Raw genomic sequence first — 15,202 nt, forward strand, 5'->3', positions numbered from 1 at the left:
CGTCGAACTGCGGGAATCATGCGCGAGAATCGTTCTGGTCTACTTCTCTTGCGTGCAAGCCAATCCGACGCTCACACCCTCCCAAAAGGGGTACGTACGCAGTTTCACCGCGAAAATGCGGAGCCCGGAGCACGGATCGGTTAGAAGATCCTTGCGGTATGGACGGGATTGCGTCAGACCTGAGGCATCGCTCCCGGTAGCCGCAGCCGGGGGGATGATAGTGCGGCGCGTCGGCTGTCTCGAGATAGCGCGCACGCGGTATTCGAGACTTGGCGGGCGGACGGTTTTTGCGAGCTTTCAATGGGACGTGGTCGTGATTTCAGGGGGCCGCAGAAGCGCGGCTTCGACGAGGGTGGTGCCGAGCCGCGGTGGCCGGACGAACTGCCCCCCGGCGGCGGTGACCGCTTCGGCGGCGGCGGCGGTGGCAACCGCTTCGGTGGCGGTGGCGGCGGTGGTGGCGGCTTCGATCGCGGTCCGGCTCGCGCCCCGGCGGCCCCGTCGGGCCCGGAGCGTGACGCGACGGTGAAGTGGTTCAACAAGGAGAAGGGCTTCGGCTTCGTGGAGCTGGGCGATGGCTCCGGCGATGCCTTCCTTCACATCCGCGCGGTCGAAGCCGCCGGTCACGACGACCTCCTGCCCGGCACGCGTCTGATGGTTCAGACCGCTCAGGGGCAGAAGGGCCCGCAGGTCACTGCGGTGACCAGCGTTGACACCTCTACGGCCGAGGCGGCTCCGCCCCGGCGCGAGGGCCCGCGCTTTGGCGGCGGTGGTGACCGCTTCAGCGGTGGCGGCGACCGGTTCGGCGGCGGTGGTGACCGCTTCAGCGGTGGCGGCGACCGGTTCGGCGGCGGTGGCCGTGATCGCTTCGGCGGCGGCGGTGGTGGCGGCGGTGGACGCTTCGCCTCCGGCCCATCTGTCGAGATGACCGGCACCGTGAAGTGGTACGACCCGGCTAAGGGCTTCGGGTTCGTCTCGGTGAACGACGGCGGCAAGGACGTGTTCGTCCATCGTTCCGCGCTCTCCCGCGCCGGTCTCGACTCCCTGGCCGAGGGCCAGCAGGTCACCCTCGGTGTCGTCGAGGGCCAGAAGGGCCGCGAAGCGTCGAGCATCACCGTCGAATACTGATCGACGCTACGAAGGAATGACGGAAGCGGCGGCCTCACGGCCGCCGTTTTCTTTTGGCGCGAATGCCTCACGGACCGCCTCCGGTCAGCGGACGTCATGATGGGACAGGCGATGCGTCGAACAGTGAGAGCGCTCGGACTGCTCCTCCTGAGTGCGGGACCGGCCGCAGCGGAGGATTTCACTGGCGTCTATGCCGGTGTGAATGCGGGCTGGGCGTTCGAGCGCGGTGGTCACCGCGATCCCTCGCCACCGGGAGCACCGGGCTCGGCGCGGCGAGACGAGGGGCTTCCGCCGAGCGTGGCGCGGATTCAGGAGCGACAGTCGCCGGCGCCGGGGCGTCAGGCCGAACGGCGCTGACGCCGCCCGGGGGCTCATTCAGCCATTCGGCGGGTAGCGCTCGGCCACCAGCTCATGGGCGAGGCGGGCGGTCTGCACCTCGCCGCCCTCCGGCCGGCCGGGCTTGGTGGAGGAATTCCAACCGTACAGATCGAAGTGCACATGGGCACGCGTCCGGCGCACAAAGCGGCGCAGGAATAGCGCCGCCGTAATCGCCCCAGCGAAGCCGCCGCCCGGCGCGTTGTTGAGGTCGGCGGTCTTCGAATCGAGCAAGGCCGCGTAGGGCGGGTGAAGCGGCATGCGCCAGACCGGATCGTTGACGCGCAGGCCCGCCTCCGCGACGGCGCTCGCCAGCCCCTCGTCCTCTGTGAAAAAGGCTGGCAGGTCGGGGCCGAGGGCAACGCGCGCCGCTCCGGTCAGCGTCGCGAAATCGAGGATGAGGTCCGGCGACTCGACATCGGCCAGCGCCAGGGCGTCGGCGAGGATCAGGCGCCCCTCCGCGTCGGTGTTTCCGATCTCGACGGTGAGGCCGGCGCGCGACCGGATCACGTCGCCGGGGCGGAAGGCATCGCCAGCGATGGCGTTCTCGACGCTCGGCACGATCAGCCGCAGCCGCACGGGCAGGCCGGAGCCCATGATCATCTCGGCCGCCGCCATGGCCGCCGCGGCACCACCCATGTCCTTCTTCATCAGGAGCATGTTGGAGGCGGGCTTGATGTCGAGCCCGCCGGTGTCGAACACCACGCCCTTACCGACCAGCGTCACCCGCGGCGCGTCTTCGGCGCCCCAGGTCAGGTCGATCAGCCGGGGCGCCCTTGGCGAGGCCGCGCCGACCGCGTGGACGAGAGGAAATTCCTTTTCCAGCTCCGCGCCCATGGTCACGGCCACCGCCGCGCCGAACCGCTCGCCCAGGGCACGCATGGCGGCTTCCACCTCGGCCGGTCCGAGATCGTTGGCGGGCGTGTTGATGAGGTCACGCCCGGCCGCGACTGCGAGCGCGATCCGCTCAATCGCTGCCGCATCGACGTCCTTCGGGGCGACGAGGCGCGGGCGCGGCTCGCCCGGCTTCCGGTAGCGGTCGAACCGGTAGCTGCCGAGCAACCACGCCAGCGCCGCCTCACTCGGATCGAGCGCATCGCAGGGCTCGAGACGGTAATCGCCGGCGGGAAGGGCGCCCGGCAGCTTGCCGGCGAGAAACCGGTCGCGATGTCCTTCCTTCACCTCGCCGAGGCCGAGAAGCACGAGACCGAGCCCCCCGGCCTCGTCCGGAAGAAGCGCAACGCGGCCCGCCTTCGGGGCGAACCCGGTGGCGGCGGCAAATCCGCGTTGGAGCGGCGGCAGGGCAGCTTCGACCGCCTGCCATCCTTCCGCCGTCACGCAGCGGATCGGGACCGCGTCCGCGGCTGCATCGAGGAGGACGGTGCCGTGCCGAGTCGGGTCTGAGGTCATGGAAAATAAGCTTAACCGGCCATTAGGGTTAACGCTCTATCACCCCGCCATCGGTACGGCGCAAGCGCCGGACGGGACATCGGGGGGAGAGGACGACATGACCGGCATCTGCGGCAGGGCCACGAGCCAGCCTGGAACGGTCCGGACACGCCGCCTGCTCGCCTTGGCCCTGATCGGCCTCGGGCTCGCCGGGTGCCAAACCCGATCGCCGGAGACCACCGGCTCGATCAGTAGCCTCAACCCGTTCGGCAAGACTCGTTCCGAGCGCTCGCCTCGCGCCGAGGTCGAGGCCCTAGCGGAACGCTACAGCGCCGACCCGAGCGACGCGCGCAACGCGCTACGCTACGCCGCAGCACTCCGGGCGACCGACCAGAAATCCCAGGCGGTGGCGGTGCTGCAGCAACTGGCCCTGCGCAACCCGAAGGACAAGGCGGTGCTCGCCGCCTACGGCAAGAGCCTCGCCGATGCCGGCCGCTACCAGGAGGCCAACGAGGTTCTCCAGAACGCTCACAGCCCGGCCCAGCCCGATTGGCGGGTGCTCTCCGCGCAGGGGATGGTGGCGGACGAGACCGGCGACCACGCCCGGGCGCAGAGCCTCTACGACGCCGCCCTCAAGATCGCGCCGAACGAGCCGCGGGTGCTGTCGAACCTCGGCCTGTCCTACGCTCTCTCTCGCCGTCTCGATGAAGCCGAGACGACCATGCGCCTTGCCGTCACCCAGCCCAAGGCGGATGCCCGCGTGCGCCAGAACCTCGCCCTGGTGCTCGGCCTGAAGGGCCGCTACGACGAGGCGGAGCAGGTCCTCGCTCAGGATCTCGGCCCGGCCGAGGCGGCGGCCAACGTGCGGGAGTTGCGCGCCATGGCGTCCCGGCGCACAGCGCCGAAGACGGCCCAGGCACCGATCCACACACCGGGCCGGCAGCTCGCGCGGACGGCGATCCAGTAAGCAGAGGATCTTCGCCCTCCGACCTTGACGAATCCGGCATGTCTCCCCTATAGGCTCGCCACTCCCATAGGACTCCGCCGGTATCGATTGTCGCGAGGGTTCGACGCCCTCGGCGCGAGAGCCGTGTGGCATTGCCGAAACGCTTCAGCGCCGAGACCCGGCCTAACGTTGACAGGACTGTAACGATGTCGCGTCGCTGCGAACTCACGGGCAAGGCCGTCCAGGTCGGTCACCTCGTGAGCCACTCGAACCGGAAGACCAAGTGCCGGTTCCTGCCGAACCTCTGCAACGTCACGCTGCAGTCGGATGCTCTCAACCGTCGCGTCCGTCTCCGCGTGACCGCCCACGCGCTCCGCTCGGTCGAGCACCGCGGCGGCCTCGACGCCTTCCTCATCAAGGCGCGCGAGATCGAGCTTTCGCAGACGGCACGCCTGCTCAAGCGCGACATCGAGAAGAAGATCGCCGAGACGGCGGCGCCCGCCGCCGCGTAAGCAGTTTGGGCCGGTTCGAGGCCCGAGCGTCTTCTCTCCAGTGAATTGGAAGGCCATCGGATGCGCGGATTGCGCCCGGTGGCTTTTTCCGTTCGACAAGGCACAAGCGGCGGATGACGGCGCTCACCCTCATCATCCCGATCTTCGGCCTCGTCCTGATCGGCTGGCTCGCCTCGCTCACCAAGATCATCTCCGAGCGGGTCGGCGACGGCCTGTCGGAATACGTCTTCTCCCTTGCGGTGCCGGCGCTGATCGTCTCGACGCTGACGCGGCCGGGCCTGTCGGGCGAGATCGCCTGGGGCTACTGGGCGAGCTATTTCGGGGGCGCGGCCATCGCCTGGGCCACCGGCTCGCTGATCGGGCGCCGCACCGAGGGCGTGGACAGGCGCGGCGCCGTGCTGCACGGCTTTGCCGCGAGCCAGTCGAACACGGTCTTCGTCGGCGTGCCGATGATTCTCCAGGCCTATGGCGAGGCCGGAGCCTTTCCGCTCTTCATGCTGCTGGCCGTCCACCTTCCGCTGATGATGGGTGCGGCGACCTTCCTGATCGAATCGGAGGGCGAGCGGCCCTTGAGCCAGCGCCTCAAGGCGCTCGGCCTCGTTCTGGCGAAGAACCCGATCTTCCTGGCGCTCGCCGTCGGCATGGCGATGAAGGCCACCGGGCTCTCGCTCTCCGGCATCCCGAAGGCGCTGGTCGATTCGCTCGGCGGCTCGGCCTCGACCTGCGCGCTGATCGCGCTTGGCGCCGGTCTCACGCGCTACAAGGTGCTGCACGACCTGCCGGGTGCCAGCATGGTCGCGGCCTTGAAGCTCGGGCTGCACCCGCTCGCGGTCTACCTCCTGGCCTTCCACGTCTTCGCCATGCCGCCGGCCTATGCCGGCGTCGCCGTGCTGTTCGCGGCGATGCCGGTGGGCATCAACGCCTACCTGCTCGCCGCGCGCTACAAGAGCGAGCAGGGCTTGGTCGCCGCCGCCGTGCTGGTCTCGACGCTCGCCGCGACCGCGACGACGATCGGCTGGCTGATGCTGCTCGGGCGCGGATGATTTTCGGAATTGGCTCGAACCAACCCTCGCCCTCATCCTGAAGTGCCGAAGCTTAGCGCAAGCCTCGGAGGATGAGGGCGGGGGATGGGATGCTTGCTCGCAAGCAGGATCTCGCGTCGTCGGACAGGATGGCTGCGTTGACCCCGGCTCCCCCGCTCCATAGGTTGCCCGCTCTTGCGCCCCGGCCCGATCGGCCGGTGCGGCGCCCGTCCTGAACCCCGAAAAGCCCCTTCGATGTCCGCGCCCCTTCGTCTCGATCCCGATATTCTGGAGGCCGCCGCCTCCGCCGCCGCCTGGCCCTTCGAGGAGGCGCGCAAGCTCGTGGCGCGGCTGGAGAAGAAGCCGAAGAGCGAGGTGTTGTTCGAGACCGGCTACGGCCCCTCGGGCCTGCCGCATATCGGCACCTTCGGCGAGGTCGCCCGCACCTCGATGGTGCGCCACGCCTTTCGCGTTCTGACGAAGGACGCAGTGCCGACCCGGCTGATCGCCTTCTCGGACGACATGGACGGCCTGCGGAAGGTTCCGGACAACGTACCGAACCGTGAGCAGCTGCGCGAGGCGCTCAACCTGCCGCTGACCAAGGTCCCCGACCCGTTCGGCACGCATGAGAGCTTCGGCGCCCACAACAACGCGGAACTGCGCCGCTTCCTCGATGCCTTCGGCTTCGACTACGAATTCCGCTCCGCCACCGAGTGCTACAAGTCGGGCGTCTTCGACGACGCGTTGCGCCTCGTCCTAGAGCGCTACGACGCGGTGATGGCGATCATGCTCCCCTCGCTGCGGGCCGAGCGCTCGGCGAGCTACTCGCCGTTCCTGCCGATCCACCCCGTCACCGGCCACGTCATGCAGGTGGCGATCGACGAGGTGCGGCCGGCCTCCGGCACCATTGTCTGGCGCGACCCGGCGACCGGCGAGCGCTACGAGACACCGGTGACCGGCGGCCACGCCAAGCTGCAATGGAAGCCCGACTGGGCGATGCGGTGGGTCGCGCTCGGCGTCGATTACGAGATGGCCGGCAAGGACCTGATCGACTCGGTCAAGCTCTCGGGCCAGATCGCGAGGGCTTTGGGCGCGGAACCGCCTGAGGGGTTCAATTACGAACTGTTCCTCGATGAAAAAGGCCAAAAAATCTCAAAGTCGAAGGGCAACGGCCTGACCATCGACGAGTGGTTGACCTACGCGACCCCTGAATCGCTCGCACTGTTCATGTACAACAAGCCGCGCGAGGCCAAGCGCCTGTTCTTCGATGTGATTCCGCGCCACGTCGATGAGTATGACAACTTCCTGGGCCGCTTCGCCGGCCAGGAGGCGAAGCACCGGCTCGGCAATCCGGTCTGGCACCTGCACGCGGGCGCGCCGCCGGCGGTCGAGACCATCGATGAAGCCGGCACGACCCTGTCGTTCGGCATGCTCTTGAACCTCGTGGCGGTAGCCAATGCCGAGGACGAGACGGTGCTGTGGGGCTTCATCCGCCGCTACGCGCCCAATGTCGGACCGGAGACGCACCCGAGGCTCGCCGGCCTCGTGACGCGGGCGCTCGCTTACTACAGGGACTTCGTGCGCCCGCAGAAGCAGTACCGCGCCCCGACCGAGGAGGAGGCCGCGGCTTTGCGCGACCTGTCACAGACGCTGGCCGAGCACGAGGACTCGACCGATCCGGAGGCGTTGCAGGCGGTCGTCTACGAGGTCGGCCGGCGCCACTTCCCCGACCTGTCGGGCAAGGCCAAGAGCCCGGACGGGCGACCGGGCGTCTCCAAGACATGGTTCGCCTCGATCTACAACGTGCTGTTCGGCGAGGCGCAGGGGCCGCGCTTCGGCTCGTTCATCGCGCTCTATGGCGTGGCGGGTACGCGGGCGCTGATCGAGAAGGCGCTGAGCGGCGCGCTGGTGGCCGAGCACGCGGCTTTCCTCGAGAGCCGCAAGGCTGCGGCGGCGGCGTGAGCCGGGGGCGGATGCGGAGGATGAGGGCGTTGGCAGGCATCCTCGGCGTTCTCTCTGCCCTGTTCGGCGCCTCGGCCTCGGCACAGGTCGCGCAGGGCATCAAGGCCTATGCGCGGGGTGATTACCCGACGGCGATGCGCGCCTTCGAGGCGGGCGCGGCGAAGGGTGATGCCCAAGCGCGCTACAATCTCGGCGTCGCTTATGCAGAGGGCCGCGCCGTGCCGGCCGATCCGGCGCGCGCCCTCTATTGCTACCGGCAGGCGGCGGAGGGCGGCAGCGTGCTCGCCGCCTTCAATCTCGGGCAGGCCTACCGGAAAGGGCAGGGCGTTGCGGCCGACCCGGCCGAGGCGGCGCGCTGGTACGAGCAGGCGGCCAAGGGCGGCCACTACAAGGCCGGCAACGAACTCGGCATCCTCTACATCGAGGGGAGGGGCGTGCCGCGCGATCCGGTCGAGGGCATGGCCTGGATCTACCCGGCAACCCACGCCTCGATCATGGACCCGTCCGCCATGGCCAACGCGATCCAGGCGGCAAGCATGCTGGACGGCGCGCAGATCCAGGAGGCGCAGGCGCGAGGGAAGACGTACTTCCAGCGCTACATCGCACCGAACCAGACGGTGGTGCGGGCGATCGCCGGGCGCTGAGACGAGATCAACGCCGTCGCGTCGCCGCATCGAACGCCGCCGCCGACCCGATGCCGACGGCGTAGGCAAGAATGTTCCACGGCGAAAAGATCCGCCCGAGCAGCAACTGCCCGGCCAGCGTCAGCCGGAACGCGTCGAGCGCCGGCGTATGAACGAGGCGGAACAGCTCGACCAGCATCGCGACGATCAGAGCGACCAACACGAGCCGGCCGGTCGCGGCCGCCGGGCGGACGAAGGCGACGAGCCCGTAGACCATCGCGCCCCACAGCACCGAGCCCGCGTACTTCACGATCTCCTTCGGCAAGCCGAGCGGCAGCAGGCGCACGCCGACGCCCGCCGCGATCACAGCGAGGATGGCAGCGAAGAGTGGGAGGCGGCGGGATCGGGAGCTCGGCATCGCGGCGCAGCAGTTTACAGGGCGGGAGCCGCCCGGTATCACCCCCGGCCACACCGACATACGAGTTTCACACCAGATGCGCGCCGAGATCGAGCAGGCCTCGGATGCCGCCAAGCAGTCTATAGGACTGCTGAGGAGGCATCTTTGACTGGGACACCGTCGATAAACGCCTCGCGGAGCTGAACGCCGCGTCCGAAAACCCCGACCTCTGGAACGATCCGGAGGCTGCGCAGAAGGTCATGCGCGAGCGCCAGGAGCTCGACGAGGCCGTCACCGCGATCAAGAAGCTCGAGCAGGATCTCGAGGACGCCGCGACCCTGATCGAACTCGGTGAGATGGAGGGCGACCAAGCCTCCATCAACGAGGGCGAGGCCGCGATCAAGGCGGTCGAGAAGGAGGCCGCGAGCCGTCAGGTGGAGACCCTGCTCTCGGGCGAGGCCGATGGCTTCGACACCTATCTCGAAGTCCATGCCGGTGCCGGCGGCACCGAGAGTCAGGACTGGGCCAACATGCTCCAGCGCATGTATGCGCGCTGGGCCGAGCGGCGGAAGTTCAAGGTCGAGATCGTCGAAATGACCGACGGCGAAGAGGCCGGGATCAAGGGCGCTACGCTCCTGATCAAGGGCCACAACGCCTATGGCTGGCTCAAGACCGAGTCGGGCGTGCACCGGCTGGTGCGGATCTCGCCCTACGATTCGAACGCGCGGCGGCACACCAGCTTCGCCAGCGTGTGGGTCTACCCGGTCATCGACGACCGGATTGAGATCGAGATCAAGGAATCGGACTGCCGCATCGACACCTATCGGTCGTCGGGTGCGGGTGGCCAGCACGTCAACACGACCGATTCGGCGGTGCGCATCACGCACAACCCGACCGGCATCGTCGTGGCCTGCCAGCAGGAGCGCTCGCAGCACAAGAACCGGGCCACAGCCTGGAACATGTTGCGCGCGCGCCTCTACGAGGCCGAGCTGAAAAAGCGCGAGGAAAAGGCCAACGCCGAGGCCGCGTCGAAGACGGAGATCGGCTGGGGTCATCAGATCCGATCCTACGTGCTTCAGCCGTATCAGCTGGTGAAAGACCTGCGCACCGGCACGCAATCGACCGACCCGGACGAGGTGCTCGACGGCGACCTCGACCCGTTCATGGAAGCCTCGCTGGCGCAACGCGTGTTCGGCGGCAGCGAAGACGTCGCCGACATCGACTGACGCCCATGTCTCCTCCCCTCGCGGGGAGGGGACATCCGGTCTCAATCCGCGAAGACGAGCTGGGCCCCGGCCCGAAGGAACCGTTGCGGATCGACCGGCTCGCCGTCGATGCGCGTCTCGTAATGCAGGTGGCTGCCGGTGGAGCGGCCGGTCGAGCCGGCAAAGCCCACGACGTTGCCCGCTTCGACCCGCTGGCCCACCGAAACCGCGGCCGCCGAGAGATGGGCGTAGCGGGTGACGAGGCCGCGGCCGTGATCGACCTCGACCATGTTGCCGTAGCCACCTGCATACTCGGCCGCCGTGATCCGCCCGGCGGCGGTGGCGCGGACCGGGGCGCCGGTCTCGGCGCGCATGTCCACGCCGGTATGGAGCGCGTAGCCGCGGGTGAACGGATCGAGCCGGGCACCGAAGGTGCTGGTGAAGGCCAGTTCGCCCGGCAGCGGCTGGCGGAAGGGCAGGGCGGCAGCCACGCGGCGCAGATGCGTCTCCTCCTCGATCTGGCGCCGGGCCTCGGCGAGGGCCTGCTCGAAAGCGTCCGGCCCAAGCGGAACGAGCGGACCGCCGACACCACCCGGAGGCGGATCGAACCGGGCCGGTGAGAGGCCCGTGCGGGCGATCAAGTCTCGAAACCGCTCGGCGCTGCGCCCGACCTGCACGGCGATGTCGGCGACCGTGCGCGACTGCGCCTCGGCGACACGCTGAAGCGAGTCCTCCAGGCGCGACAGGCGCGCGGCCGAGGCGCGGCCGGCGGCGTCGGCACGATCCTCGCCTCCCATGCGCAGTTCCGGCGTCGGGAACGGCTTCTGGACGCGCGCTGCGGGCTCCGAGACCGGGACCGCAGCGGGCGTCGGCACGTCGACCTGCACAGCCGCTCCACCCAGACCGGAGAGCAGCCCCTGGCGCTTCTCGATCAAGGCCTGCCGCTCGGCCAGCGCGGAAAGCCGGTTCTCGACGCTGCCGCGCTCCGCGTTGCGCTCGGCCGCTGCGCGGTCCAGCGCGCGTTGGAGCGTGCCGATCCGCTCCTCGTAGGCGAACTGCATCGCGCTCTGGCGCGAGACGAAACGGGCCAGCACCTCGTCGTGAAAGACGAGATAGTAGCTCGCGGCCGCCGCCCAGAGCATCGAGGCGGCGAGCCCGAGGCTGAGTGTGACCAGGAGACGGCGCTGGAAGAGGGGGGAGAAGCCGGCGCTGTGGCGGGCCTGAGCAGTCGAAGGCATGGCACGTCGGTCGTTCGGTGACGCGGCCGATGACAGACCATTAAGGTTAAGGAAGCTTAGCGCGTCATCCGGAAAGGTCGCTGACGGATTTCGAGAAGGACCGCGCAAAGCCGGAAAACGAGCGCGTCGCCCTCGATCCGGAAGCCGAGGCGACGCACGAATTTTCCGTTTTCGAAGCGTCATTTCTTAAATGACGAAGTCCCTCATCCTGGAGAATGCTCAAGGACGAGCTTCGCCATCACGCGAGAGCCTGGGCCGCTGCCAAAACCTCCTCGACGTGGCCCGGCACTTTGACCTTGTGCCAGATCCGCGCGATCCGCCCCTCGCGGTCGAGGAGCAGGGTCGTGCGCTCCACACCCATGTATTTCCGGCCGTACATGCTCTTCTCGACCCAGACCCCGTAAGCCTCCAACATAGTTTTCGCCTCATCGGAGGCGAGCGGAAACGTCAGGCCGTACTTCGTCCGAAACTTATCGTGGCTTTTGACGGAATCGGGCGAGACACCGATCACGATCGCTTCGGCCGCGGCGAAAGCCTCGATCCGGGCATTGAAGTTTTGCGCCTCCAGTGTGCAGCCGCTCGTGTCGTCCTTAGGATAGAAATAAAGCACGATCTTGTGCCCGCGCAGGCTCTCCAGAGAGATGGTTTCCCCGCCCGCCCCCGGTAACGAGAACAGGGGTGCGGCATTGCCGGTCTCTAGCGGCATTTCGCCTTCCTTTCGGCCGATTGATGGTGTGCCTGACCTGATGCACGCAGACCTCCCGGGACGCCATGCCGGAGCGGCTTGAATCCTGAGGACAGACGCCGCCGCAAACGGACCTCCGCCCGAACCCTATGGGTGCAGCAGCGAACGAGTGATGGATCAGGAAACGGCCAGGACCCTGCTCCAGGAGGCAATCGAGACGCCTGCGCCGCGCCAAGCGCGTCGTCGGCGGCGGCCGGCCCTCTGGTGTGCGCTGCTCCTCCTGTTCCTGCTCGGACTCGGCAGCGGACTTGTCGTCCTGCGGCTCTCGCAGGGACCGCTGCGCATCGACGGTCTCACCCACCAGGTTGCCGAGGCAGTGGCGGGCCGCTTCGGTCCGGGCTGGCGCGTGGCGTTGCGAGACAGCGCGCTCGAACTCGACGGCGAAGCCTCGCTCGCGCTGCGGGTCGGCGGGCTCGACATCTACAATCCGGAAGGCGCGCTGGTGGTACGCGCCCCGCTCGCGGTGGTCAGCCTCGACACCTGGAGCCTGCTGCGCCTCTCGGTGCAGCCCCGCTCCATCGAGTTCCGCGACATTCAGATGACCGCCCTCGTCCACGACGACGGCTCCATCGCTTTCGCCGCCTCCGCGCCGACACAGGGCGAGGCCGCCAAGCCCCACACGCTGCCGAGCGTCGACGCCACCCGCGGCACCGTCTCGCCGGTCTCGGCGGCCGTCGCCTCGATCTTCGGCGTCGTGCTCGATCCCGCCGGGGTCATCGGCGCCCTCGACCGGGCGCGGATCACCAACGGACGTCTGACCCTCGTGGACGACGCCCAGCACCAGGCGAGCTTCGAGAGAGTGAACGGGCTGTTCCGCCGCGGCACGAGCGACGATTCGCGGGTGTTCGAGCTGCGTATCGACGGGCCCAACGGGGAGTGGCGCTTCGGTGGGCGCGTCCACGAGGCGGGGGAGGGGCGACGCGCAGGCGTCATCACCCTGGACGACCTGCCCGTGACCGATCTGCTCCTTCTGTCCGGGCATTCGAAGATGCCGGTTGACACCGACCTCAAGCTCTCGGCCAAGGCCGACGTGGCGCTGTCGGGCGGACGCATCGAGACGATGAAAGCCGAGGTGAAGACTGGCGGCGGCACGCTCCTCATCGACGAGAAGGATTTCAACCCCGTCGTCATCGACGAACTGCGCGCCGAGGCGGCCTGGGACGAAGGGCGGCGTGCCCTCGCGATCTCGGCGATCGATTACAAGGGTGGCGGCAACGACGCCCACCTCACCGGCGCCTTCGCCATCGGCCCACCCGGTGCCGAGGATGCCTGGACCCTAGATTTTGCCGGTAAGGATGCCCTGCTGCGCGGCGCCGCCCGCAGCGACCCGTCCTTCCGCATCGGCGAGATCAGCGGACGGATCACCGGCCGGGCCGGCGGCGTGAACATCGATTCGATCGCGATCGCCGGCGACGGCCTGCAGGGCCGCCTGAGCGGAACGGTCGGCACCCGTGCCGACGATGACGGCATCACCCTGCACATCGTCGCCACGCAAACTGACGGTCGCAAGGCCATGCGGCTCTGGCCCGAGAACATCGCGCCCGGCGTGCGCAACTACCTCGTGGACGAGCTCCGCGGCGGACAGCTCGATCAGGCCGACATCCAGATCGATATGAGCGGCCCGGAACTCGCCGCCGCGACCCGCGGCGACCCGATGCCGGATCAGGCGCTCCATGTCGCCTTTGCGGTCTCGGACGCGAGCCTCACGGTCTCGCAGGACGCACCGCCCCTGAGCCGCGGCCGGGTGACCGGCACGATCACCGGTCGCAGCACAACGATCCAGAACGCGACCGCCGAGATCCGCCTCTCCGACACGCGGGCCCTGACGATCTCGGACGGCTCCTTCCTGATCCGCGATCCGCAGCCGGACAAGATCATCGCCCAGCTCGGCCTGCGGTTGTCCGGATCGGCCGATTCGCTGGCCGCGCTCCTCGAAACCCCGATGTTCAAGGGGCTCACTGGGGCCGACATCGACCCGGCCGCGATCAAAGGCAAGGCGGACCTCCGGCTCGACGTGCCGATCAATCTCAAGCACGTGCCCGCTCTGGCCGAGATGCCGGTGACGCTCACCGGGACTCTGACCGAGTTCAGCATGGACAGGGCGGTCGGCAAGGACCGCTTCGAGGCGGGCCGCTTCACCATCTCGTTCGACCGCGGCGGCTTTGCCCTGAAGGGCGACGGAAAGCTGCTCGGAGCGGCTGTCGCCATCGACCTGAAGCAGCCCAAGCCCGGCAGCCCCGGCGAGGCGGTGCTGAGCCTCAACCTCGACGACGCGTTCCGGGCCAAGCGCGGCCTGCCGACCGCACCGCAACTCGGTGGGGTGATCCCCGCCCGCGTCGTGGTGCCGGTAGGCCGCCCGACCTCCGCCGGCAAGCCGCCGGCTCGGGTCGAGGCGGATCTGACCCGAGCCTCGATCAACGGCCTGCTGCCCGGCTGGACCAAACCCGCGGGGAAGGCCGGGCGTCTCGGCTTCACCCTGGTGGAGGCGGCAGGCGGCGGGATGGAGCTGCGCGACATCGCCCTCGACGCCGCCCCCGCACTCGCCCGCGGCAGCGCCATGATCTCGGCAGAGGGAAACCTGGAGCGGGCGGATCTCACCGCGCTCAAACTCTCGCCCGGCGACGACATGCGCGTCAGCCTCGATCGGGCTGGCTCGGCTTACAAGGTGGCTGTGAAGGGCGCAGTCGTGGACGCGCGGCCCTTCCTCAAGGGCATGACGGACGACAGCAAGGCCGGCAAGGATCCGGGCAAGGACATCGAGGCGGACGTTGCCGCCAGCATCGTCTCCGGCTTCAACGGCGAGTCGCTGACCAATGCGACTCTCAAGGCGACCTTCAAGGGCGGCGACCTGCGCGCCGCCCAGTTCAAGGGACGCTTCGGCGCTGCCCCGCTCAGCGCCGTGGTCCGGAACGAGCGCGGCGCGCCGTTGCTCACCCTCGACTCCGCCGATTCCGGTGCGACCCTGCGCTTCCTCGACATCTACAAGCGGATGTATGGCGGGCGCCTCGCGCTCAACGTCTATCTCAACGACGGCCCGCAGGCCGGCGTCGTCCAGATCAAGGACTTTGCCCTGCGCAACGAGCCGGCCCTATCGAGCATCGTCGCCCAGGCACCGCCGCCTGCGGACGGCCGGCGCATGGCCCCGAACGCCAACGATGTCGGCTTCGACAAAATGCGGGCGAACTTCACCCGCAACGGTCCGCGGGTGAGCTTCTCGGACGCGGCGATCTCCAACCCGGCGATGGGCTTCACCGCCGCCGGCTGGCTCGACACCGCGAAGGAGCGGACGCAGATCGACGGCACCTTCGTCCCGCTCTACGGCCTCAACAACGTGGTGGCGCAGGTGCCGCTGTTCGGGCCGCTGCTCGCGGGCGGCAGCAACGAGGGCCTGTTCGCGGTGAACTTCAACGTCTCGGGACCAATCGCCAAGCCGACCGTCAACGTGAACCCGCTCTCGGCCGTCGCGCCGGGCTTCCTGCGCAAGCTCTTCGGCGCCGGCAGCGGCGACGCCTTCACCAACGGTTCGGCGCAGGACGGGCCGGAGCGCTAGGATCAGTACTCGGTCCACTTGACCTGATGGACAGCTGCCGCAGGGGATTGGCAGATGCTGCGCTGTCGCGCCCTTAAGTGCCGGTCGCGCGACATTTCGGACCGACAACGGAT

At 68.7% G+C, this 15,202-nt stretch carries 12 protein-coding genes; 8 read left to right on the forward strand and 4 right to left on the reverse strand.

All coding sequences use genetic code 11. The annotated features are described in order from the left end of the window. The first annotated feature begins 300 nt into the window (after positions 1-300). Positions 301-1,125 (forward strand): cold-shock protein, encoded by an 825-nt coding sequence (locus FHU13_RS28285; protein ID WP_183438020.1) that lies wholly within the window; start codon positions 301-303, stop codon positions 1,123-1,125. Between the two features lie 375 nt (positions 1,126-1,500). Here the strand turns inward: FHU13_RS28285 and FHU13_RS22220 are convergent, their stop codons facing one another. After that, entirely contained in the window at positions 1,501-2,910 is a 1,410-nt protein-coding gene (locus FHU13_RS22220; protein ID WP_183438021.1) for a leucyl aminopeptidase family protein, read from the reverse strand. Between the two features lie 97 nt (positions 2,911-3,007). Between FHU13_RS22220 and FHU13_RS22225 the strand changes: the two genes are divergently transcribed. From FHU13_RS22225 to FHU13_RS22245, 5 genes are all read left to right on the forward strand, one after another. Next, a complete protein-coding gene (locus tag FHU13_RS22225) occupies positions 3,008-3,856 on the forward strand; it encodes a tetratricopeptide repeat protein (RefSeq protein ID WP_183438022.1) in 849 nt (282 codons plus the stop codon). 185 nt (positions 3,857-4,041) lie between these two features. After that, entirely contained in the window at positions 4,042-4,347 is a 306-nt protein-coding gene (gene rpmB, locus FHU13_RS22230) for a 50S ribosomal protein L28 (RefSeq protein ID WP_183438023.1), read from the forward strand. A 113-nt stretch (positions 4,348-4,460) separates the two neighbouring features. Continuing rightward, positions 4,461-5,390, forward strand: a complete 930-nt coding sequence (locus tag FHU13_RS22235; RefSeq protein ID WP_183438024.1) for an AEC family transporter — start codon at positions 4,461-4,463, stop codon at positions 5,388-5,390. A gap of 234 nt (positions 5,391-5,624) precedes the next feature. Continuing rightward, positions 5,625-7,331, forward strand: coding sequence for a lysine--tRNA ligase (locus tag FHU13_RS22240; RefSeq protein WP_183438025.1), 1,707 nt, complete (start codon positions 5,625-5,627; stop codon positions 7,329-7,331). Positions 7,332-7,351: 20 nt separating this feature from the next. Next, positions 7,352-7,975 carry a tetratricopeptide repeat protein gene (locus FHU13_RS22245; protein WP_183438026.1) on the forward strand — a complete coding sequence of 208 codons (624 nt, stop codon included), beginning with the start codon at positions 7,352-7,354 and terminating at the stop codon, positions 7,973-7,975. Positions 7,976-7,982: 7 nt separating this feature from the next. Here the strand turns inward: FHU13_RS22245 and FHU13_RS22250 are convergent, their stop codons facing one another. Then, entirely contained in the window at positions 7,983-8,300 is a 318-nt protein-coding gene (locus tag FHU13_RS22250) for a DUF2809 domain-containing protein (protein WP_409518527.1), read from the reverse strand. 148 nt (positions 8,301-8,448) lie between these two features. Here FHU13_RS22250 and prfB point away from each other — a divergent pair. Continuing rightward, positions 8,449-9,577 (forward strand): peptide chain release factor 2 gene (prfB, locus tag FHU13_RS22255; protein WP_183438028.1). Its coding sequence is split into 2 segments (ribosomal slippage): positions 8,449-8,517 and positions 8,519-9,577, totalling 1,128 coding nucleotides; the frame shifts between segments, so codons are not numbered across the junction. 41 nt (positions 9,578-9,618) lie between these two features. Here prfB and FHU13_RS22260 read toward each other — a convergent pair. Both FHU13_RS22260 and FHU13_RS22265 read right to left on the reverse strand, forming a co-directional pair. Continuing rightward, positions 9,619-10,794 carry a M23 family metallopeptidase gene (locus FHU13_RS22260; RefSeq protein WP_183438029.1) on the reverse strand — a complete coding sequence of 392 codons (1,176 nt, stop codon included), beginning with the start codon at positions 10,792-10,794 and terminating at the stop codon, positions 9,619-9,621. Positions 10,795-11,032: 238 nt separating this feature from the next. Next, the gene (locus FHU13_RS22265) at positions 11,033-11,500 is read right to left on the reverse strand and encodes a peroxiredoxin (protein WP_183438030.1); all 468 of its coding nucleotides are present in this window, start codon (positions 11,498-11,500) and stop codon (positions 11,033-11,035) included. A 151-nt stretch (positions 11,501-11,651) separates the two neighbouring features. Between FHU13_RS22265 and FHU13_RS22270 the strand changes: the two genes are divergently transcribed. Next, on the forward strand, positions 11,652-15,089 hold the full coding sequence (locus FHU13_RS22270) for an AsmA-like C-terminal region-containing protein (RefSeq protein ID WP_183438031.1): 3,438 nt from the start codon (positions 11,652-11,654) through the stop codon (positions 15,087-15,089). Positions 15,090-15,202: the final 113 nt, after the last annotated feature.

This window comes from Methylobacterium sp. R2-1 (assembly GCF_014191355.1).
Taxonomy (GTDB): Bacteria; Pseudomonadota; Alphaproteobacteria; order Rhizobiales; family Beijerinckiaceae; genus Methylobacterium.